General features: G+C 68.4%; 22 protein-coding genes. 6 read left to right on the top strand and 16 right to left on the bottom strand.

What is annotated here, in order from left to right; translation table 11 throughout:
- Positions 1–38: 38 nt before the first annotated feature.
- On the top strand, positions 39–776 hold the full coding sequence (locus tag DI526_RS13340; protein WP_304278696.1) for a glycosyltransferase family 2 protein: 738 nt from the start codon (positions 39–41) through the stop codon (positions 774–776).
- An 89-nt stretch (positions 777–865) separates the two neighbouring features.
- A complete protein-coding gene (locus DI526_RS13335) occupies positions 866–1,285 on the top strand; it encodes a hypothetical protein (RefSeq protein WP_304278694.1) in 420 nt (139 codons plus the stop codon).
- A 3-nt stretch (positions 1,286–1,288) separates the two neighbouring features.
- Here DI526_RS13335 and DI526_RS13330 read toward each other — a convergent pair whose 3' ends face one another.
- Positions 1,289–3,310, bottom strand: coding sequence for an FkbM family methyltransferase (locus tag DI526_RS13330; RefSeq protein WP_304278691.1), 2,022 nt, complete (start codon positions 3,308–3,310; stop codon positions 1,289–1,291).
- Between the two features lie 45 nt (positions 3,311–3,355).
- Positions 3,356–3,820 (bottom strand): tRNA (cytidine(34)-2'-O)-methyltransferase, encoded by a 465-nt coding sequence (locus DI526_RS13325; protein ID WP_304278756.1) that lies wholly within the window; start codon positions 3,818–3,820, stop codon positions 3,356–3,358.
- A 200-nt stretch (positions 3,821–4,020) separates the two neighbouring features.
- Between DI526_RS13325 and petA the strand changes: the two genes are divergently transcribed.
- The 3 genes from petA to DI526_RS13310 are packed head-to-tail and all read left to right on the top strand — an operon-like array spanning position 4,021 to position 6,724.
- On the top strand, positions 4,021–4,572 hold the full coding sequence (gene petA / locus DI526_RS13320; protein WP_304278688.1) for a ubiquinol-cytochrome c reductase iron-sulfur subunit: 552 nt from the start codon (positions 4,021–4,023) through the stop codon (positions 4,570–4,572).
- A 5-nt stretch (positions 4,573–4,577) separates the two neighbouring features.
- Entirely contained in the window at positions 4,578–5,864 is a 1,287-nt protein-coding gene (locus tag DI526_RS13315; protein WP_304278685.1) for a cytochrome b/b6, read from the top strand.
- Positions 5,865–5,869: 5 nt separating this feature from the next.
- Positions 5,870–6,724 carry a cytochrome c1 gene (locus tag DI526_RS13310; RefSeq protein WP_304278682.1) on the top strand — a complete coding sequence of 285 codons (855 nt, stop codon included), beginning with the start codon at positions 5,870–5,872 and terminating at the stop codon, positions 6,722–6,724.
- Between the two features lie 68 nt (positions 6,725–6,792).
- Here the strand turns inward: DI526_RS13310 and DI526_RS13305 are convergent, their stop codons facing one another.
- The 4 genes from DI526_RS13305 to ychF all read right to left on the bottom strand — a co-directional run bounded on the left by DI526_RS13305 (position 6,793) and on the right by ychF (position 10,129).
- Positions 6,793–7,560 carry a hypothetical protein gene (locus DI526_RS13305; RefSeq protein ID WP_304278679.1) on the bottom strand — a complete coding sequence of 256 codons (768 nt, stop codon included), beginning with the start codon at positions 7,558–7,560 and terminating at the stop codon, positions 6,793–6,795.
- A 48-nt stretch (positions 7,561–7,608) separates the two neighbouring features.
- Positions 7,609–8,286, bottom strand: a complete 678-nt coding sequence (locus tag DI526_RS13300) for a dienelactone hydrolase family protein (RefSeq protein ID WP_304278676.1) — start codon at positions 8,284–8,286, stop codon at positions 7,609–7,611.
- Complete coding sequence (locus tag DI526_RS13295; RefSeq protein ID WP_304278674.1) at positions 8,286–8,966, bottom strand: dienelactone hydrolase family protein; 681 nt, start codon at positions 8,964–8,966, stop codon at positions 8,286–8,288. The genes DI526_RS13300 and DI526_RS13295 overlap by 1 nt, the downstream gene beginning before the upstream one ends.
- Positions 8,967–9,028: 62 nt before the next feature.
- Positions 9,029–10,129 carry a redox-regulated ATPase YchF gene (gene ychF / locus DI526_RS13290; RefSeq protein ID WP_304278671.1) on the bottom strand — a complete coding sequence of 367 codons (1,101 nt, stop codon included), beginning with the start codon at positions 10,127–10,129 and terminating at the stop codon, positions 9,029–9,031.
- 122 nt (positions 10,130–10,251) lie between these two features.
- On the opposite strand from ychF, the gene DI526_RS13285 reads away from it, so the two are divergent.
- The gene (locus DI526_RS13285; protein ID WP_304278668.1) at positions 10,252–11,082 is read left to right on the top strand and encodes a pirin family protein; all 831 of its coding nucleotides are present in this window, start codon (positions 10,252–10,254) and stop codon (positions 11,080–11,082) included.
- Here the strand turns inward: DI526_RS13285 and DI526_RS13280 are convergent.
- The 10 genes from DI526_RS13280 to DI526_RS13235 form a co-directional block, all read right to left on the bottom strand.
- Complete coding sequence (locus tag DI526_RS13280; RefSeq protein WP_304278666.1) at positions 11,079–11,468, bottom strand: response regulator; 390 nt, start codon at positions 11,466–11,468, stop codon at positions 11,079–11,081. The genes DI526_RS13285 and DI526_RS13280 overlap by 4 nt on opposite strands.
- Positions 11,468–12,553, bottom strand: coding sequence for a sensor histidine kinase (locus tag DI526_RS13275; RefSeq protein ID WP_304278663.1), 1,086 nt, complete (start codon positions 12,551–12,553; stop codon positions 11,468–11,470). The genes DI526_RS13280 and DI526_RS13275 overlap by 1 nt, the downstream gene beginning before the upstream one ends.
- Complete coding sequence (locus DI526_RS13270; RefSeq protein WP_304278661.1) at positions 12,550–13,344, bottom strand: alpha/beta fold hydrolase; 795 nt, start codon at positions 13,342–13,344, stop codon at positions 12,550–12,552. The genes DI526_RS13275 and DI526_RS13270 overlap by 4 nt, the downstream gene beginning before the upstream one ends.
- A 193-nt stretch (positions 13,345–13,537) precedes the next feature.
- Positions 13,538–14,290 (bottom strand): hypothetical protein, encoded by a 753-nt coding sequence (locus tag DI526_RS13265; protein WP_304278659.1) that lies wholly within the window; start codon positions 14,288–14,290, stop codon positions 13,538–13,540.
- 31 nt (positions 14,291–14,321) lie between these two features.
- Positions 14,322–14,936: an aminoacyl-tRNA hydrolase gene (pth, locus tag DI526_RS13260; RefSeq protein ID WP_304278656.1), complete on the bottom strand. Its 615-nt coding sequence runs from the start codon at positions 14,934–14,936 to the stop codon at positions 14,322–14,324.
- Positions 14,937–15,024: 88 nt separating this feature from the next.
- Positions 15,025–15,624 (bottom strand): 50S ribosomal protein L25/general stress protein Ctc, encoded by a 600-nt coding sequence (locus DI526_RS13255; protein ID WP_304278653.1) that lies wholly within the window; start codon positions 15,622–15,624, stop codon positions 15,025–15,027.
- 155 nt (positions 15,625–15,779) lie between these two features.
- A complete protein-coding gene (locus tag DI526_RS13250; protein ID WP_304278650.1) occupies positions 15,780–16,859 on the bottom strand; it encodes a hypothetical protein in 1,080 nt (359 codons plus the stop codon).
- Between the two features lie 432 nt (positions 16,860–17,291).
- On the bottom strand, positions 17,292–18,230 hold the full coding sequence (locus DI526_RS13245) for a ribose-phosphate pyrophosphokinase (RefSeq protein ID WP_304278648.1): 939 nt from the start codon (positions 18,228–18,230) through the stop codon (positions 17,292–17,294).
- 216 nt (positions 18,231–18,446) lie between these two features.
- Positions 18,447–19,229, bottom strand: a complete 783-nt coding sequence (gene pgeF, locus DI526_RS13240) for a peptidoglycan editing factor PgeF (RefSeq protein ID WP_304278645.1) — start codon at positions 19,227–19,229, stop codon at positions 18,447–18,449.
- On the bottom strand, positions 19,226–19,674 hold a 449-nt coding region (locus DI526_RS13235), incomplete at its 5' end, for an SAM-dependent methyltransferase (protein WP_304278642.1). The genes DI526_RS13235 and pgeF, both read right to left, overlap by 4 nt.

The raw sequence follows: 19,674 nt of genomic DNA, 5'->3' as shown, positions 1-19,674 counted from the left end.
GATCTTTCGCGAAACGACTTTTGCTGTATGAGGAGGCGATGAACGCCACCGTCGCGCCGACGCCCGAATTTTCCGTCGTTGTTCCCGTCTTCGATGAAGGCGAGGCCGCGCCCAAGCTGGCGCGCGAGATCGCCGAGGCTTTCGCCGGCGAGAACTACGAGATGATCTTCGTCGACGACGCCAGCCGCGACGACACCAAGGCGCGGCTGATCGCGCTGAAGGCCGAGATCCCGCAGCTGCGCGTGCTGGGCCACCGCAAGAACTCCGGCCAGAGCCGCGCGGTGCGCAGCGGCGTGCTGGCCGCGCGCGGGCCGATCGTCATCACCCTGGACGGCGACGGCCAGAACGATCCGGCCGACGCGCCGCGCCTGGCCAAGATCCTGGCGGCGGGGCCCGAGACCCTGGCCCTGGTCGGCGGCGAGCGGGTCAAGCGCCAGGACAGCAGCGCCAAGCGCTTCGCCTCGAAGTTCGGCAACGGCGTGCGCAAGCGCCTGCTGAAGGACACCGCCAACGACACCGGCTGCGGCCTGAAGGCCTTCCGCCGCGAGGCGTTCCTGCGACTGCCGTACTTCGATCACATCCACCGCTACATCCCGGCCCTGATGCTGCGCGAGGGCTATGAGATCGCGTTCCAGCCGGTCAATCACCGCCATCGCGAGACCGGCGTGTCGAAGTACACGAACCTCGGGCGCCTGAAGGCCTCGCTGTCGGACCTGCTGGGCGTGATGTGGCTGCAGTCGCGCGCGCGCCTTCCCCAGGCCGTCGACGAAGCCTGAGTCCAAAGGTCGCGCCGGCTTCACCTCGTTCGGAAATCCCGTTAGGGCTTAACCCCGATGACGGGGGCGTCGTCGCAAGGGGAAGTTCGATGTTCGCCGCGGTTCCGCTGCTGGCCTTGCCGGTCCTGGTCTACAATCTGATCGTCCTGATCCTGCCAGGCGGCTTCAAGGCCGCCGACGCCAGCCTGCGCCTGGCCGAGCCCCTGTTCACCATCCGCATGACGTCGGGCGCGGGCTGGACCGTCAGCCTGACCGACCTCTTGCTGGCGGCGTCGCTGGTCGTGCTGTTCGTCGAGCTGCTCAAGTCGACCAACAGCAAGCGCCTGGCGATCGTCAATCACTCGCTGTCGATGGTGTTGTTCATCGTCTGCCTGGTCGAGTTCCTGCTGCTGCCGGCCTTCGCGACCTCGGCTTTCTTCCTGCTGGCGCTGATGGTGCTGCTGGACGTGCTGGCCGGCTTCATCGTCACCATCGTCGCCGCGCGCCGGGACGTGGATTTCGGCGAGTAGGCCTTACGCCACCCGAAGCCCCATAATCGACAGCGGCCGCTCGAGCGGCGAGGCCAGGACGTTGGGCGAGCCGAAATCGCCGTGCCACCAGGCGGCGTAGCCCAGCGACTTCAGCAGCGCCAGGGCGGCGCGCCCATCGGCGTCGTGCTGGGACTCCATGTAGATCAGCGGCCGGTGGACCTTGATGGTCTCGGTCGCGCCGCGCAGCACGTCGATCTCCATCCCCTCGACGTCGATCTTGATCAGGTGGCAGGCGCGCAGCTTCAGGCTGTCGAGGGTGATCATCTCGACCTCCTCGCCCTCCTGGTCGTCGAGATAGGTCAGGCTCTCGGCGCGTGCGCGGCCCGGCGCCAGGCTGACCATGCCGAAGTTGCTGGGCTCCTCGTAGCTGACGCTGGGCAGCCGCATGCTGCCCGCCTGGGCCCCGACCAGCTTCATGTGGCAATGGGCGTTGGTCCAGCTGTTCATCGCCACCGAGGCGACCATGGCTTGGTACATGATCCGCTGCGGCTCAAAGGCGTGCACCCAGCCGCCGGGGCCGACGAAGTTGCAGAAGGCCAGGGTGTGCGAGCCCATGTTGGCGCCGACGTCCAGGACCGTCTGGCCGGACGCCACCAGCCGCGACAGCAGGTCGGTCTCCTCGCTGGCCCAGGCGCCGGTCTCGCGGATCCCGGCGGAAATGTAGAGGTCGTTGCTGTTGAGCAGCATCGGGCCGAATCGCGAGGTGGCGGTTTCGTTGAACATCGTGCGCGGCGGCGCTTCTGGGATCGGCGGCGCGGGCGGAAGCGGCGCCAGCGCCAGGTCGTCCGCGTCCAGCAGCCGCGCCTGCGGACACGCGGCCCAGGCGCGCCAGAGGGCGACGCCGGCGATCATCGGCGCGTGCGGCCAGGGCGAGGGCAGGGCCGCGCGCCGGATGTCGGCCAGGAAGGCCTCGGCCGCGTCGCCGCGGCGCACGGCGATCAGGTCCTGGCCGATCTGGTTCCACAGCAGGCCTTCGCGGCCCACGAGCGCCACGCCTTGCTCGGGCGTCGGCAGGAACCGGCCGGGATCGGCCTGGAACACCGTGCGGGGGTGGGCCATCACCACGTCCCCCGGGCTGGCTTGGGCGAAGGCGCCCAGCGTCCGCAGGCGGATCACGCCGAAGCGCTGGTCCAGGCCGCCGATCCGGTCGGTCAGCAGGGTCTCGAGCGAAACGCTTCTCGCCGGGTGCGCGGCCGCCCAGGCCTGGGCGGCGTCGGCGACCGGCGGCGTGACGTTGCACAGGTGCAGGTGGACGTTCCAGTCCGGCGCGACCGCGTCCAGCGAGGCGGCCAGGCGCAGGGCGGCGTTGGCCTCGCCGTCGCCCAGCGCCACGCTCAGCACGGTCGGGCCGGCGTTCGCCGCGGCGATCTCGAAAGCTTCCGGCGAGGCCAGGTCCGCCTCGGCGGTGAAGTCCGGCCACTCGACCGGGCGGCCCAGCCGTTCCAGGGCGGCGGCCAGGCAGAGTTCGGCGACGCCCTCGGACGACGCGCCGTGCAGGATGGCTTCGCGGCACGCGTCGATGCAGCCTTCGTCGTCGCCGCGCTCCAGCCGGAGAATGGCGAGGGCCAGCCACGACGGGCCGTGCTTGGGGTCGCTGAGCAGTCCGCCTACGAAGCAGCTCTCGGCGACATTGAGATCGTCGCTGAACCGCAGGACCATGACGCCGCAATTGAAGTGGTGCGCGGGGATGACCGGCCACCGGTCGCGGGCCTCCTTCAACGCGTCCAGGGCGGCGGAGACCTCGCCCAGCATGGCGCTGGCCAGGCCGATGTTGGACAGGGTGACGCCGAAGTCCGTGTCGGTCCCGAACCCCTGGCGCGCGACGTCGGCGATCATGGCCATGCGGCGATAGCGCTTGAAGCGGAAATCGCGCGCGGCCTGCATCAGGCACTGGACCTGGATCGGGTCGAGCGCGTCCGTGATCTGGAACGGCGCCAGCTGGATCCAGTCCAGCTTCGACCGCAGGTAGGCTACGTCAACACCGGCGCGCTCAGAATCGATCATGGGTTGATTTTTCAGAGAGTCGGGCTGTCGCGCCAGGGGGCGGCTTCAGGCGGGCTCCGGGAAGCCGCCCGTCTGCCGCAGCGCCTCGCCCAAGGCCATGGCGGCGGTGGTCGCCAGGTTCATCGAGCGGGTCTCGGGCCGGATCGGAATGACGATCCGGCCTTGGGCGGCGGCGTGGACCTCGTCCGGCGCGCCGCGACTCTCGTTGCCGAACAGCAGCGTGTCGCCGGACTGAAACTCAAATCTGTGAAAGGGCGTCGCCCCCCGGGTGGTGAACAGCAGTAGCCGACCGTCAACGCGCTCCGGCGCCTTAAGGAATGTCTCCCAGCTGTCGTGCCGCTTGAGGTGGGCGAGGGGGCCGTAATCCAGGGCGGCGCGCTTCAAGCTCTTGTCATCCAAGGGAAAACTGCAAGGCTCGATCACGTCGAGGCCGACGCCGAAGCAGGCGGAGAGGCGGATGGCCGCGCCGACGTTTTGGGGAATGCCTGGTTGAAAAAGTGCGATACGCATAATAAGCGAACCAACCACAGGGCTAGCAGGGGCTTTGCCGCGATCGAAAGGGACTTGCGGACAAGGTCCGCGCGTCCGATACGACAAAAAGACCGCAGTCTTGTGGCGAAGATCCGCTTGCGGGTCGAGTAAGATATGGCGTCGTATGACGCTTCTCCAAGCCTGCCGCGCCGCGGTGGGAGGAAAAAAGGGGTGACTAGGTGGCCGACACCGCCGTGGGCGCAACGACAGAGCCGGAACACGGGAGCGATCCCTCCCGGCGCGACTTCATTCACATCGCCGCGATCGCGGCCGCCGCCGGCGGCGCCGCGACCCTGGTCTGGCCGTTCATCGACCAGATGAACCCGTCCGCCGACACGCGGGCCCTGGCCTCGACCGAGTTCGACCTGACCAAGGTCGCCGAGGGCCAGCAGGTCGTCATCAAGTGGCGCGGCAAGCCTCTGTTCGTGCGCAATCGCACCCAGGCCGAGATCGCCAAGGCGGTCGCCGACGACAGCGCCCCGATGAAGGATCCCGCCACCGACGCCTCGCGCGTCAAGCCGGGCAAGTCCCAATGGCTGATCGTCGGCGGCAACTGCACCCACCTGGGCTGCGTGCCGACTTTCGGCGGTGGCGAATACGGCGGCTGGTTCTGCCCGTGCCACGGCTCGGTCTACGACACCTCGGGTCGTATCCGTAAGGGCCCCGCGCCCCTGAACCTGGTGGTTCCGGAATACGCCTTCCTGTCCGACACCAAGGTCAAGATCGGTTAAGCGACATGAGCGGACATTCGACCTATGAACCGAAGACCGGTATCGAGCGCTGGCTCGACGCCCGTCTGCCGATCGTGCGCCTGGGCTATGACTCGTTCGTCGACTACCCCACGCCGCGGAACCTGAACTACTGGTGGACCTTCGGCGGCATCCTGTCGCTGTGCCTGGCTTCCCAGCTGATCACCGGCATCATCCTGGTGATGCACTACACGCCGAGCGCCGCCGGCGCCTTCGCCAGCGTCGAGCACATCATGCGCGACGTGAACTACGGCTGGCTGATCCGCTACATGCACGCCAACGGCGCGTCGATGTTCTTCATCGCCGTCTACATCCACATGCTGCGCGGCCTGTACTACGGCTCCTACAAGGCGCCCCGCGAAGTGCTGTGGCTGCTGGGCTGCGTGATCTACCTCTTGATGATGGCGACCGCCTTCATGGGCTACGTGCTGCCCTGGGGTCAGATGTCGTTCCACGGCGCCGTCGTGATCACCAACCTGTTCGGCGCCCTGCCGCTGGTCGGCGAGAGCATCACCACCTGGCTGTGGGGCGGCTTCGCGGTCGACAACCCGACCCTGAACCGCTTCTTCTCGCTGCACTACCTGCTGCCCTTCATGATCGCGGGCGTCGTGATCCTGCACATCTGGGCGCTGCACGTGGTGGGCCAGAACAACCCGACCGGCGTCGAGCCGAAGTCGAAGGCCGACACCGTGCCCTTCACGCCGTACGCGACGGTGAAGGACGGTTTCGCGATGAGCGTCTTCCTGATCCTCTTCGCCTTCTTCGTCTTCTACATGCCCAACGCCCTGGGCCATGCCGACAACTACATCGAAGCCAACCCGCTGGTGACGCCGGCGCACATCGTTCCGGAATGGTACTTCCTGCCGTTCTACGCGATCCTGCGCGCCGTGCCGGACAAGCTGATGGGCGTGCTGGCCATGTTCGGCGCCATCGCCTGCCTGTTCGCCCTGCCGTGGCTGGACACTTCGAAGGTGCGCTCGATGCGTTACCGCCCGACCGCGAAGATCTACTTCGTGTTCTTCCTGGTGGCCTGCATCATCCTCGGCTTCTGCGGCGCCAAGCTGCCTGACGATCCGGTGATCCCGCACCTGACCACGTTCCAGCTGGGCGGTTCCGACCTGAACAGCTTCGTGTGGCTCTCGCGCGTCGCCGCCCTCTACTACTTCGCTTTCTTCCTGGTCGTGCTGCCGGTCCTGGGTCTGGTCGAAAAGACCCTGCCCGTGCCGGACTCGATCGCTTCGCCGGCCCTCTCGGCCGACGCTCACAAGGGTTGATCCCGATGCTCCGCAAACTCTCGGTTATCGCGGCGGCGGCGGGTCTGATGCTGGCCGGCGCCGCCGGCCCGGCCCTCGCCAACGGCGGCGCCCTGCCCGCCAAAGAGGTCCACTGGTCGTTCGAAGGCCCGTTCGGCAAGTTCGACCAGGCCCAGCTGCAACGCGGCTTCAAGGTCTATCGCGAGGTCTGCTCGGCCTGCCACTCGCTGAAGCTGGTGGCGTTCCGCAACCTCGGCGACAAGGGCGGGCCCTTCTATAACGAGAAGTACCCGAACTCGAACGACAACCCGTGGGTCAAGGCGATCGCCAAGGACTACGAGGTCGCCGACATCGACGGTGAGACCGGTGACGCCATCAAGCGTCCGGCCACCAGCGCCGACCACTTCCCGTCGCCCTTCGCCAACGAAGCCGCGGCCCGCGCCTCGAACGGCGGCGCCCTGCCGCCGGACATGTCGCTGCTGGCCAAGGCTCGCGAAGAGGGCCCGGCGCACATCTATTCGATCGTGACCGGCTACGTGACTCCGCCCAAGGGCCTGGCGGTCCCGACCGGCGGCCACTACAACCCCTACTTTCCGGGCGACCTGACCTCGGCCTGGCACGGCAGCCACGAACACGTCCCGCCGGGCGGCTTCATCGCCATGGCCCCGCCGCTGAAGGACGGCCTGGTCTCGTTCGACGACGGCACCAAGTCGACCCTCGACCAGCAGGCCAAGGACGTCTCGGCCTTCCTGATGTGGGCCGCCGAGCCCAAGCTGGAAGAGCGCAAGCAGACCGGCTTCGCCGTGCTGATCTACCTCGTCCTGCTGAGCGGCCTGCTGTACGCCAGCTACAAGACGGTGTGGCGCAACGAGTCGCACTAAGCGCGACGCGGAAGCCTAGAAGACAGCGAAGGCCCGGTGGCGACACCGGGCCTTTTCCTTTGCCGGGATCAGGGGGCCACCGACAGGGTCCGGCCCTCGGCGTCGAGCCGCAGGCGATGGCGGGCCCAGAGGCCCGTGCCCAAGGTTCCGCTGACGCCCTCCGGCAAGCCCTCGGCCAGGCTCGCGGGCACGTTCTCGGCCAGCACGCCGCCTATCGACAGGGCGCGGAGTCGAGCGGGGGCTTTCTGCCGGGCGTTCGGGTCGAGCTTGCCCGTGGCGCTGGCGTCACGCGTCGACAGGCGGGTCATGGCCTTCGACGCGGTATCGATGGCGAAGGCGCCGTAGAAGGCCCTGGGGCCGTCGCTGACGCCCGCCGTCACCGTCGGCAAGCCCTCGATCACCGAGACGGGGAAAACCACCTGTCGCCTGGCGCGCCAGGGCCTGTCGATGCGCAGCCGGCAGCGGGCGAAGTCGATCTCGACGCTGTGGCCGGCCAGGACATCCATGCCGATCACCCCGACGATCGGTGTGACGAAGCCGGCCCCGCGGGCGTCCAGGTTGACGATCTTGACCGAGACGTCGGAAGCGGCGGCGCCCGCGACCGCCACCCGGGCGGTGAACTCAGGCTCCGTCAGCCCCGCCATCTGGGCGCGGGTCTCGTGCAGCAGGGTGCGCGGCGCCGAGAGGTCGATCACGTAGTCGCCGGCCATGTCGCCGATCACCGCCGGGGCCACGACCGCGCCGTTCTCGAACCAGCAGGTCGTTTCGCCCGCATATGACAAGGAGGCGAGAGACAGCGGCGGCAGCAGAGCCAGGAGAGCGAGGCGGGGGCGCATGACCCGAGCCTAGCGCAGCCTTGGCGACCAAGCGATGCTCTCGCCGCCTTAAGCCTCGCCCTTGCCGCCGCCCGAGCGCTGGAACAGCTGGAAGGTGCGCAGCAGCGCCAGATGAGCGCTGTCGGGATGATGACCGCTGGGGGCGACGAAGGCGTGCCCCGCTTCGTAGAGATAGATCGGCAGGTCGGGATGCGCCTCGCGGATCGCCTCGACGTCGGCCAGCGGGATCATCGGGTCGGTCTTGCCGAAATGCAGGATGGTCGGGACCTTGGGCGTCTCGTCGCGATAGGCCACGATGTCGCCGCCATAGAACGCCGCCACCGCCGTCAGCCCCTCGCAGCGGCAGGCGGCCAGCCAGGCCGTCGTGCCGCCATAGCAGAAGCCCATGCCGAACACCGGTCCGTCCAGGGCCTCGATCGTCGCCTGGACCCGGGGCAGGGTCGTGACGCCCCAGCCGGTCAGCCGGCCCATCTCCATGCGCGCGTCCAGGATCGCCGGCTCGGTGTCCACGGTGGGGAAGTCGGCGTCGGCCGCGTCCATCAGGCTGGGGACGATCACCTCATAGCCCTGCTCGGCCAGGCGGCCGGAGAGCTCGCGAAGATGCGGCGTAACGCCCCAGATGGCGTGCAGCATGACGACGCCGCCGCGCCGCGCCTCCCGCGCCGGTTCATGCCAGGCGGCGAACGGCGCGCCATCGCGGGTGGCCAGGGCGATCCGCTGTCCCATCACGCCGCGCCGTGCTCGGCGAAGAACGCGACGGTGCGCTGGCGGGCCAGTTCGGCGTCGGCGAGGTCGCTGTCGGGGCGGCCGTCGTTGTTGAAGCCGTGGCCGCTGGCCTCGTAGACATGGACCGGGACCTCGGGATGGGCCGTCCAGATCGCCGCCTTCACCTCCTCGGCGGGGATGTGCGGGTCGGTGGCGCCCAGGTGCACGATCACCGGCGCCTTGAGCTCGAACTTGGCCATGCCCAGGACCCCGCCGCCGTAGTAGCTGGCGACGGCCGCGAGCCCTTGGGCGCGGGCGGCGGCCAGCCAGGCCATGGTCCCGCCATAGCAGTAGCCGACCAGGAAGACCGGGCCGCGATCCTTCAGGAAGTGGATGCAGGCCTGGATATCGCCCAGGGCGTTGTCGGGACCGTTGGCCATCGCCAGTTCCTTGCCGCGCGCGAAGCCCGCCTCGTCGTGCAGGGCGGTGAAGCCCTTCTCGCCGCGGTCGAACATCGACGGGGCCAGCACCTCGAAGCCCCGCGCCGCCCAGCGGGCGACGTCGGCGTGGACGTACTGGTCGAGGCCGAAGATCTCCTGGATCACGATCACGCCGCCCTTGCGAGGACCTTCGGACTGAGCGTGCAGGGCGTTGAAGGTAAAGCCGTCGTGGACGGCGGTCAGGGTGATCATCTCGGCCATACGCTTATTCCCCAAGGAGAACGGCCGGGGCGTTTCCGCCCCGGCCGCTGTGTTGTGAACGCCTAGACGTTGAAGCGGAAGTGCATCACGTCGCCGTCCTTGACGACGTAGTCCTTGCCTTCCGCCCGCATCTTGCCGGCTTCCTTGGCGCCGGCCTCGCCGCCCAGCTTGATGAAGTCGTCGAAGGCGATGGTCTCGGCGCGGATGTAGCCCTTCTCGAAGTCGGTGTGGATGACGCCGGCCGCCTGCGGGCCGGTGTCGCCGACATGGATCGTCCAGGCGCGCGCTTCCTTCGGGCCGACCGTGAAATAGGTCTGCAGGCCCAGGAGGTTGTAGGCCTCGCGGATCAGGCGGTTCAGGCCGGGCTCTTCCAGGCCCAGGGTTTCCAGGAACTCGGCGCGCTCCTCGGCGTCCAGCAGGGCGATCTCGCTCTCGATCTGGGCCGAGATGACCACGGCCTTGGCGTTGTCGCGCGCGGCGCGCTCGGCCACCAGATCGCTGTACTTGTTGCCCTTGTCGGCGCTGCCTTCCTCGACGTTGCAGACATAGAGGGCCGGCAGCGAGGTCAGCAGCTGCAGCATATGCCAAGCCTTCTCGTCCTCCTTGTCCACCTTGGCGGCGCGGGCCGGACGGCCTTCGCGCAGCTGGGCCAAAGCCAGGTTGATCAGGCGCAGGGTGTTGGCCGCGTCCTTGTCGCCGCCCGACTTGGCCTTCTTCTCGATGGCGGGCAGGCGCTTTTCCAGGCTCTCGAGGTCGGCCAGCATCAGCTCCATCTCGATGATCTCGAGATCGCTGAGCGGATCGATGCGGCCTTCGACGTGGGTGATGTCGTCGTCCTCGAAGCAGCGGGCCACGAAGGCCACGGCGTCGCAGTCGCGGATATTGGCCAGGAACTGGTTGCCCAGGCCTTCGCCCTTCGACGCGCCGCGCACCAGGCCGGCGATGTCGACGAAGGTGATCCGGGCCGGGATGATCTCCTTGGAGCCGGCGATCTTGGCCAGGGCTTCCAGGCGCGGCTCGGGCACGGCGACGTCGCCGGTGTTGGGCTCGATCGTGCAGAACGGATAGTTGGCGGCCTGGGCCGACGCCGTCTGGGTCAGGGCGTTGAACAGGGTGGACTTGCCGACGTTGGGCAGGCCGACGATGGCGACTTTCAGGGCCATGGAACTCTCGTGAATTTCGTTGGCGCGCGCTTAGCACGGATGGCCGCGAAAGGCGAACCGCGGAGGGGGCTTGCGCGAACCGCAACAAGATCTGATATCAATCGCCGAACAAGGAGCCCGTCATGAACGTTCGTCCCGTCCTGAAGATCGTCAAGGGCCTGCCCGCCTCGGATGGCGACGGCGTCCGCCTGACCCGGATGCTGGGCACGCCCGAGGCCCAGATGTTCGACCCGTTCCTGATGCTGGACTGCTTCGACAACGACCAGGCGTCGGACTACATGGGCGGCTTCCCCGACCATCCACATCGCGGCTTCGAGACCGTGACCTACATGCTGGAAGGCCGGATGCGCCACAAGGACAACACCGGCCGCGAGGGCGTGATCGGGCCGGGCGGGATCCAGTGGATGCGGGCCGGCAAGGGCATCGTCCACTCCGAGATGCCCGAGCAGTCCGAAGGGCGGATGCGCGGCTTCCAGCTGTGGGTGAACCTGCCCGCCAAGCTGAAGATGAGCGCGCCGGGTTATCAGGAGTTCGAGGCCGACAGCATCCCAGTCGAGGCCCGCAACGGCGGCGTCACGGTCAAGGTGATCTCCGGCGCGACCGACAGCGGCGTGGCCGGTCCCATCGGTGGCGGCGCGGTGGACGCGCTCTATTTCGACGTCGTGCTGCCGGCGGGGACGGTGTTCGAAGAGCCGGTCGGCGATGACCGCAACGCCATGCTGGCGGTCTATGAAGGCAAGGTCCGCGTCGCCCACGATACGGTGGACGCGCTGTCGGGCGTCTTCCTCGGCCGCGGCGACACGGTCCGCGTCGAGGCCGTCACCGACGCCCGCGTCCTGCTGCTGGCCGGTCGTCCGATCAGCGAGCCGGTCTTCTGGCACGGCCCGTTCGTGATGAACTCGCGCGAGGAGATCGTCCAGGCGTTCGACGACTTCCAGCGCGGGCGCTTCTAGGCCAGCGCCGGCGGGGCGTCCTTCAGCACCCGCTGGACGACCGAGCCCAGCTGCCCCTCCGAGACGGGCTTGAACAGCACGGCGGCGGGGTGGTGGCTCTCGATACGCTCCAGCGTCGCCGGCTCGCGCGAGCCGGTGATGAAGATCACCTTCGAGCCGACCTGCTCGCTGATGTCCTCGGAGGCCTGGATGCCGTCGCGCTCGCCCTGCAGGCGCACGTCCATCAGCACGATATAGGGCTGGTGCGCGTGGGCCATCGCAAGCGCGCTGTCGGCGGTCGCCGCCGTGCCGCAGACCTCCAGCCCCATGTCCTCGACATAGATGCGCAGGGTTTCGGTGATGATGAACTCGTCGTCGACGATCAGGACACGATTGGGGTGCAGCATCATCCGGTCCTCGGCGAGGGAAGATGGGCTTCCCAGCAGACGCCCTTAGTCTGAATCGCCTCGATGCGTCCGCCCAGTTGTCGCACGAGGCCGTCGACGATCGACAGTCCCGATCGCCTCTGCTTCGGGAGATCCGAGGGCATTCCGACGCCGTTGTCGGCCACGCGCAGCACCACTTCTCCGGCCTCCGCCGCGCCAAGGGTCACGTCGATCTCGCCCGATCCCGAGGGGAAGGCGTGCTTCAGGGCGTTGGTCGCCAGCTCCGTGATCAGCAGTCCCAGCGGCACGGCGAAATCCAGGTCGACAGCGAGCGGCGCGACGTCCAGCACAAGAGTGACGTTCTCGGGGGCGTCCAGCCTCAGGTGGGCGACAAGCTCCTTCAGGAACGCCCCGGCGTCGAAGGTCTTGAGGTCCTTGGAGCCCATCAGCTGATGGTGCACCAGGCCCAGGGCGAAGATCCGCTTGCGCAGCTCTTCCATGGCGGCCTTGGCGGTCGGATCGCCCAGTTGCCGCGCGCGCATCAGCAGCAGGCCGTCGACCACCTGCAGGTTGTTCTTCACCCGGTGATAGACCTCGCGCAGCAGGAGGTCCCGTTGCTCCAGGGCGGCGGTGCGGTCGGCGACCAGCTGTTCGAGCTTTTCATTCGCCTGGCTCAAGGCTTCGCGGGCGGCGTTCTCCTGCTTGATCTTCTCGACCACGGCCTGGCGGGCGGCGATCAGCTCCAGCTCGTAGGCGCGCCGCTCGGGGGCCGAGAACAGCGCGCCGTGGCGCCGATCCGGGTCAGCCTCGTCGGGCGCGACGGTCAGCAGCACCGCGCGCGGCCGGCCGTCCGGATGGTCGAGCTCGAGGAAGATCTCCTCGGCCGCGCCGTCCGTCAGCAGGGCGTGCTCGACCTTCAGCGCGTAGATGAACTGTGACGAGCGCGTCAGCAGGGTCCGCAAGGGACGACCGACGAGATCCTCGCGAGGCAGGCCGGCCATCCTGGCCATTCGGGCGTTCGTCGCCCGGATGATCATGTCGCCGTCGGCCTCGAACAGACCGACCGGAGCCGTCTCCCCCAGCGCCCCGCCGTCGCCGTTGTTCAAGAGGGCGTCTCCGCCAGGAAACGCTCTATGGCGTCGATCACGACGGCCGGGGCGCTGAGCTGGGGATAGTGGCCGCGGACGTCCATGATCTCGAAGCTGGCGCGGGGGATGTGGTCGGCCAGGAAACGGGCGGCCGGAAGCGGCACCACCACGTCGGCCTTGGCCTGCAGCACGGCGGTCGGGATCTTGCACTCGGCCAGCTGGGCGCGGTGGTCGGACATGAAGGTCGCTTCTGCGAAGCGCCGCGTCAGCTCGGCGTTCTCGCGGCTAAAGCTGAAGACCAGCTCCTGGGTCAGGGCGGGATTGTCCGGCTGGTCCATCACCCGTGGCGCCAGGGCCCGGGCCCAGCCCTGGAAGTCCAGCTCCATCAGGCCCAGGAAGTCCTCGACGTCCTTCGGATCGAAGCCGCCCTCATAGCCGCCGTCGTTGAGGTAGCGGGCCGAGGCGCCGATCATGATCAGCCTGCCGATTCGGTCGGTGCGGAGGCTGGCCAGCAGGGAGATCATGCCCGAGACGGAATGGCCCACCACGCTGGCGTCGCGCAGGTCCAGCGCGTCGAGGATCTCGACGAGATCGTCGGCATAGCCCTCCAGCCCCCGATAGCGCTCGGGATCGTAGTGCGCGAAGTCCGACGCGCCCGAGCCCATGTGGTCGTACAGCACCACCCGCCGCCTGGCCGAAAGCTGCGGCGCCATGCGGTTCCAGATCGTCTGGTCCGTGCCAAAGCCATGCAGCAGGACGAGCGGGGGCTCGCCGGCCCCGGTCTCCTTGAACGCGTGCGCCTTCAGCATCGCCTCTTCGCGTTCGGAGAAGGCGTGATCCCGCCTGACGACCTCGTGCGACAAAGCGATCGACCTCTTTTCAGCGAAAACCACCATGCGCTTCGCACACCTTTTGGGCGATCGCACAGGATGTCAATGCAACCAAGAGCGGTCGAGCTTGGCTGGAAGGGCGGTCGGGCGACCGACGCCGAGGCGTGGCCTGTCAGCCGCCCACCGCCGCCGCCGCGAAATCCCGCCAGCGCTTGGCTTCCTTGCGGAAGTGGCTGTGGGTCTTGGCCAGGCGCTTGTCGATCTCGGCCAGCTGCGCGCGGGCCTCGTCCTGGCGGCCCTGGCGCGCCAGGAAAACGGTGTAGCGGGCGACGCCCTCGAATCCCGGATAGTGGTCGGCCGCCCAGCGCAGGGCGGTGTCGGCCTGCTCGTTCCGACCCAGCGCCTGATAGACGCGGCCCAGGGCCAGCATGGTGTGGGGCGTGCGGCCGGCGTTGGGCGTCTCGCCCAGCTTCTCAAGCAGCGGGAGGGCCTCGGCCGGCCGGTCGAGCTCGATCAGGGCGTTGGCGCGGCCCAGCAGCAGCTGCGGGTCGTCGGCGTAGAGGCCCGCCAGGCTGTCGGCGTACAGGCGTTCGGCCTCGGCGTGCTTGCCAAGCTCGGTCGCGGCCACGGCCAGGCGCACGCGGTTGGCGACGGTGGGCGCGTCGTCCGCGGCCTTGGCGGCCTCGCGGTACTCGCGCTGCGGGTCCAGGGCCTGCCGGGCGGCCTGACCCATCTTCTGGGCCGTGCGGCCGCCGAACCAGGCCGGCGCGATGATGGCCACGAAATAGACGAGACCGCCGATCGGCTGGAACGCCAGGATGATCCACAGCCAGTACATCTGCTGGCCGGTGCGGACGACGTGGACGCACAGGGCGATGGCGATCAGAAGCGACAGGCCGAGCAGCGGCAGGGGCAGGGAGAACATCCTGGCGTCTTCTCCCGCCGCGCCGACCGCGTCAATCGTCGGATTTCTTGCGGGGATCGGCCTTGGGCGCGGGGGCCAGGCGCATGACCTCGGCCTGGTAGCGCTCGTCGTCGCCGACGGCGGCGAAGGGCAGGGCGTCGGCGATGGCGTCCAGCATCGGGTCCAGCCACTGGTGCTCGACCTTGTGGAAGTCGCCCAGCACGTAGTGCATGACCGCGTCCTTGTGGCCGGGGTGGCCCACGCCGATGCGGCCGCGGCGGAAGGCGTCGCCGACCTGGCTGGTCACCGAGCGGATGCCGTTGTTGCCCGCCGCGCCGCCGCCGGCCTTCATCCGGAAGCGGCCCGGGGCCATGTCGATCTCGTCGTGGAAGACGATCACGTCGGCGGGCTTGAGCTTGAAGAACTTCATGGCCTCGCCGACGGCGCGGCCGCTCTCGTTGTAATAGGTCTTGGGCTTGAGCAGCAGCAGCTTCACCGGGCCGTCGGGCGTGCCGACCTGCCCTTCGCAGGCCAGGCCCTGGAAGCGCGCGCGCCACGGGGCGGTCCCCCACTTCCGCGCCAGGGCGTCGACGGCCATGAAGCCGACGTTGTGGCGGTTCTTCTCGTACTTGGCCTCGGGATTGCCCAGGCCGGCGAGGATCAGCATGGCGGAGTTCTCGGGAAGCTCAAACGAAAACGGGCGGACCCGAAGGCCCGCCCGTCTCTAAAACAGTTCGATCGGAAGACCGAGCGGATTAGCCTTCGACGGTGGTGTCGCCGGCGTCCGACTGGGCGGCCGACGAGGCCTTCAGGTTGGCGATCACGAAGTCGCGGTCCATGGCGGGCTTCACGCCGGCCGGCAGCTTGACTTCCGAGATGCGGATGACGTCGCCCAGGTCGTGCGAAGCCAGGTCGATGACCAGCTCTTCGGGGATCTGGTCGGCCGGGCAGGCCAGTTCGACGGTGTGACGGATGATTTCCAGCGTGCCGCCCTTCTTCAGGCCGACCGAGGTGTCCTGGTTCTTGAAGTGAACCGGCACTTCGATCTTGATCAGCTGGTGTTCGTCGACGCGGTACAGGTCGAAGTGGACCGGCTCGTCGGTGACCGGGTGGAACTGGACGGCCTTGGCGATGACCGATTGCTTCTCGTCGCCATGCTGCAGCGTGACCAGGTGGCCGAGCAGCTTGCCGGTGTATAGCGACTTGCGGAATTCGTTGGCCTTCACGGCGATGTTCACCGGAGCCTTGCCGCCGCCGTACAGGACGCCGGGGACCTTGCCAGCGCGGCGGGTGGCGCGCGCGTTGCCGGTGCCGGCGCCGTCGCGGACTTCAACGTTCAGAATGATCTCGGCCATGAGGCTGTCTTTCTCGAGAACCGGATGTTCTCGTCTGTGACCCAGCGCCTATGGCCATATCGCCACGCTCGCCCGGTCGTTTTGGGGTCGCGCTACATACACAAAAGGGCCGGGCGACGCAACGCCCGGCCCCTAGGGTTCGATTGAGCGGAAAATCAGCTCTTCTTGCTGGCCGGCTTCTTGGCGCCGCCCTTGGCCTTGCGCGAGTTGCTGCCCGCGCCCTTCACCGCGATCGACTCCTTGACCGGCAGGACGCGGGGCGGTTCGGGCGGCAGGTCCGCGCCGGCGCCCTTGGCGATGCAGGCCCCGGTGTCCATCAGGATGTGCTGGCCCAGGCAGAAGATATCCTCGTAGTGCGGCTTCGAGACCGCCAGGCATTGATAGAGGTTCAGCTTGGCCATGTTCAGGCAGTTGCCCGTGGCCCAGTCGGCGCTGAGCGCGTCGATCGAGGCCAGGTTGTTGTCGCCGGCGGCGCCGAGCGCGGCCAGCGCCGCCACGGCCAGGCCGCGGATCACCACCGGCTGGTAGGGCGCGGGGGCGGCGCGCGGCGTCAGCCCCAGGGTTTGGCCGCCCAGCGAGGCCTGCTGCAGCACCGCGACGTCGGCGCTCTCGGCCAGGGCCGGCGTGGTCGACAGGGTCTTGGCCGAGGCCAGGCGACCGTCGCGGTCCGTCACGGCGCTCTTCGACCACGAGGAGCGCTGCACGTCGTAGGCGGCCTGCTTCACCGCCTTGCCGGCGGCGTAGACCTTCAGGCCGTCGCCGCCGATCTGGTCGATGATCAGGCCCGCGGCGCTGTCGGCGCCCTTGAACACGGCCGCGTAGGACGGGTTGGAGAAGATGTTGGCGATCATCTCCTGGCGCTGGGCGGGATGGGCCGCGACCTCGCGCACCGAGGCGACGAAGGTGGGGTCCTGCAGCGCCAGCACGGCGGCGTAGGCCACGGCGCCGTTCATGAACGACTTGGGCTCATAGGCCGCGCCTACCTTGAGCGAGGCCTGGATCTGGTCGCCGTTCTGGAAGGTCGGCGAGACGGCGGCGGCGCGCGCCATGTAGCCGCGGAAGGCGCTGGCGCGCTCGATGACCTGGGCCGACAGGGTGATCGGCGGCGTCGGCGGCGGGGCCTGGACGACGGGCGGCGGCGGCGGCGGGGGCGGGGAGCTGCAGGCGGCGACGATCGCGGTCAGCGCCACCACTGTCGTCGCGGCGACGACGCGCGTACGCGAAAAGGAACGCATTCGAGAACTTCCCCATCAAGGCTAGAGCGTGAGGCCGAAAGTGGGAACCGGTTTCGGCTGACCTCACGCTCTAAGTATCTGGTTTGGAGCCTTTTAAACGCTGAAATCGATTCCGATTTCAGGCTAAGGGCTCCTAGGCGAGCAGGCTTGGGCGCAATCATGGCGGCCCGAGCCGGCGGCATTGTGACAGTCGGTCCGTTAACCAAGCTTTTACAAGCGTGGCCTTGGTTTTCCAGGAATTAAGGGTGTGGCGGTTAACCACGATCGCGCGAGGGCGCTCGCTCCGATCCAAAACGTGTCATCCCGGCCGAAGCGCAGCGGAGAGCCGCGACCCAGGCGGCGAGGGAACGCGGGCGCGGGCAGCCCCTGGGTCCGGATAGCCTCCTTGAGGCTTCCGGGATGACGCAGTTTTATGGGCCGACGGCGCGGACGCTAGTCGAACAGCTTCGACACAGACTCTTCGTTGGCGATGCGACGGATGGCTTCGCCGATCAGCGGGGCGCACGAGACGTAGCGGATCTTGGGGCAGGCCTTGGCCGGATCCGAGGCCTCGATCGAGTCCGTGACCACCAGTTCCGTCAGCACCGAGTTGGCGACGCGGTCCACGGCCGCGCCCGACAGCACGCCGTGGGTGATGTAGGCGCTGACCGACTTGGCGCCGTGGTTCATCAGGGCCTGGGCGGCGTTGCACAGGGTGCCGGCCGAGTCGGCGATGTCGTCGAACAGGATGCAGCGGCGGTCCTTGACGTCGCCGATGATGTTCATGACTTCCGACTGGCCCGGACCCGAGCGGCGCTTGTCGACGATGGCCAGATCGGCGTCGTCGAGGCGCTTGGCCAGGGCGCGGGCGCGCACCACGCCGCCGACGTCCGGCGAGACGACCATCAGGTCATCGCCCATGGCGTAGTGCTTGCGGACGTCATCGGCCAGCAGGCGCGAGGGCAGCAGGTTGTCGGTCGGGATGTCGAAGAAGCCTTGGATCTGGCCGGCGTGCAGGTCCATGGTCAGGACCCGGTCGGCGCCCGAGCGGGTGATCAGGTTGGCCACCAGCTTGGCCGAGATCGGCGTGCGGCCGCCGGTCTTCCGGTCCTGGCGGGCATAGCCGAAGTAGGGCAGCACGGCCGTGATCCGCTTGCCCGACGCGCGCTTCAGGGCGTCGATGCAGATCAACAGCTCCATCAGGTTGTCGTTGGCCGGATAGCTGGTCGACTGGATGACGAAGACGTCCTCGCCCCGCACATTCTCGTCGATGGTGACGAACACCTCGAGGTCGGCGAACCGGCGCACCTGGGCGCGGGTCAGCGGCATGTCGAGATATTCCGCGATCGCCTGGGACAGCGGGCGGTTGGAGTTGCCGGACAGCAGCTTCATGGGGATATCTCGGGGTGGGGGGCGGCCGATGCGGCGCCTTCTAGAGCGTGGCAGCCGAAAGTGGAACCCGGTTTCGGCGCCTGCCACGCTCAAATTTTACAATAGCTTCGTCGCTCGCAGGCGAGCGACGGGGCAGGCGAAGCTCTGGAAACAAGTGTTAACGGGCAGACTTTTTCGATTCCGTGTGCGGACGGTCGCTGGCGTGGTCCAGGCGCCTCACGCCTCCAGCATGATCGCCGACAGCAGGCGGCCGTAGTCGCCCTCGTTGTTCAGGAAGGCGCGGCGGTTGGAGAAGAACCACTCTTCCTCCGCCCGGGTGTCGCGGCCGACCCATTCGCGGCGCTCGACGCCGGCCGTCGCCAGGCGGTCCAGCACGAAGGCCGGCAGGTCGAAGAAGCGCTTGTCGTCCGAAACGCCCGGCTTGAAGAACTGGCCCGAGCCGGGGCAGTCGGCCTCGAACCTGTGAAGGAAGTCCAGCCCCACCTCGTAGGACTTGGGCCCGATGCAGGGGCCGACGACGCCGGTCATGTTGGCCGGGTTCGCGCCCAGCTCGACCATGCGGTCGACGGCCGCCTGGACAACCCCGTCCAGCGCCCCCCGCCAGCCGGCGTGGGCGGCGGCCACCACCCGGGCGTCGGGATCGACCAGCAGCACCGGCGCGCAGTCGGCGGCCATGGCCCCGCAGATCACGCCGGGCGTCTTGCTGACCACCGCATCGCCCTGCGGCCGGGCGTCGCCCCAAGAGCCGTCGGCGGTGATCGCGATGGTCGAGTGGATCTGGTAGCAGACGTTCAGGTCGCCCGGATCGCCGCCGAACCAGCGGGCGATGCGGGCCCGATTCTCCTCGACGTCGGCCGGCTCGTCCTGGCTGCCGCGCCCGACGTTCAGGCTGGCGTAGATCCCTTTCGAGACCCCGCCCTGGCGCGTGAAGAAGGCGTGCTTGACGCCGGGCAGGCTGGCCAGCAGCGGCGACTGGACGGTGGGCAGGTCGTGGGTCATGTCGCGTCCTCGAAGAGGGGGGGCGAAAGGTCGGGCGCGGAAAGGCACGCGACCTTGAACAGCGTCCCCATCTGCGCCTCGCCGAGCAGCCGATCAAGCTGTCTTCCGATCTGGTCGGTCTTGTCGGGCTGGCGGGCGGCCAGGGCCTCGGCGCGATCGAGGATGCCGAGGGCCAGCAGGAACTGGCCCTGCGTCAGGATTGGTCCGGCCTTGGCGCCGGCTTCCCGCGCGGCGGCGACCACCGACGGGAAGTCGGCCCAGACGGTCAGGTCGGCCAGGCCCGCCGTCTTCAGCGGATCGACCTTCTGGTGGTTCTGGACCGCCTGCAGCGTGTCGCCGGCTTCCGGCTCGGCGCGGCCATAGTCGATCAGCAGGGCCGCGCCGCCGTCGGTGACCAGTCGATGGGAGATGTCCGAGGCAAGGGCGGCCTGGGCGGGGGAGGATT

The sequence above is a fragment of the Caulobacter segnis genome (assembly GCF_003243465.1).
GTDB classification, from domain to species: domain Bacteria; phylum Pseudomonadota; class Alphaproteobacteria; order Caulobacterales; family Caulobacteraceae; genus Caulobacter; species Caulobacter segnis_A.
The sequence above is the reverse complement of the archived record's forward strand: the minus strand, read 5'-3'. Positions and strand labels throughout refer to the sequence as shown.

Coding starts and splice junctions, on each gene's coding strand:
- pth (WP_304278656.1), bottom strand. CDS start 14,936: ATGCTGATCCTCGCCGGCCTGGGCAATCCCGAGGCCAAGTACGAGAAG.
- ychF (WP_304278671.1), bottom strand. CDS start 10,129: ATGGCCCTGAAAGTCGCCATCGTCGGCCTGCCCAACGTCGGCAAGTCC.
- DI526_RS13255 (WP_304278653.1), bottom strand. CDS start 15,624: ATGGCCGAGATCATTCTGAACGTTGAAGTCCGCGACGGCGCCGGCACC.
- DI526_RS13270 (WP_304278661.1), bottom strand. CDS start 13,344: ATGCTGAAGGCGCACGCGTTCAAGGAGACCGGGGCCGGCGAGCCCCCG.
- DI526_RS13300 (WP_304278676.1), bottom strand. CDS start 8,286: ATGGGACAGCGGATCGCCCTGGCCACCCGCGATGGCGCGCCGTTCGCC.
- pgeF (WP_304278645.1), bottom strand. CDS start 19,229: ATGACCCACGACCTGCCCACCGTCCAGTCGCCGCTGCTGGCCAGCCTG.
- DI526_RS13340 (WP_304278696.1), top strand. CDS start 39: ATGAACGCCACCGTCGCGCCGACGCCCGAATTTTCCGTCGTTGTTCCC.
- DI526_RS13335 (WP_304278694.1), top strand. CDS start 866: ATGTTCGCCGCGGTTCCGCTGCTGGCCTTGCCGGTCCTGGTCTACAAT.
- DI526_RS13295 (WP_304278674.1), bottom strand. CDS start 8,966: ATGGCCGAGATGATCACCCTGACCGCCGTCCACGACGGCTTTACCTTC.
- DI526_RS13305 (WP_304278679.1), bottom strand. CDS start 7,560: ATGCGCCCCCGCCTCGCTCTCCTGGCTCTGCTGCCGCCGCTGTCTCTC.
- DI526_RS13310 (WP_304278682.1), top strand. CDS start 5,870: ATGCTCCGCAAACTCTCGGTTATCGCGGCGGCGGCGGGTCTGATGCTG.
- DI526_RS13280 (WP_304278666.1), bottom strand. CDS start 11,468: ATGCTGCACCCCAATCGTGTCCTGATCGTCGACGACGAGTTCATCATC.
- DI526_RS13330 (WP_304278691.1), bottom strand. CDS start 3,310: ATGATCGATTCTGAGCGCGCCGGTGTTGACGTAGCCTACCTGCGGTCG.
- DI526_RS13315 (WP_304278685.1), top strand. CDS start 4,578: ATGAGCGGACATTCGACCTATGAACCGAAGACCGGTATCGAGCGCTGG.
- DI526_RS13245 (WP_304278648.1), bottom strand. CDS start 18,230: ATGAAGCTGCTGTCCGGCAACTCCAACCGCCCGCTGTCCCAGGCGATC.
- DI526_RS13265 (WP_304278659.1), bottom strand. CDS start 14,290: ATGTTCTCCCTGCCCCTGCCGCTGCTCGGCCTGTCGCTTCTGATCGCC.
- DI526_RS13285 (WP_304278668.1), top strand. CDS start 10,252: ATGAACGTTCGTCCCGTCCTGAAGATCGTCAAGGGCCTGCCCGCCTCG.
- DI526_RS13325 (WP_304278756.1), bottom strand. CDS start 3,820: ATGCGTATCGCACTTTTTCAACCAGGCATTCCCCAAAACGTCGGCGCG.
- DI526_RS13250 (WP_304278650.1), bottom strand. CDS start 16,859: ATGCGTTCCTTTTCGCGTACGCGCGTCGTCGCCGCGACGACAGTGGTG.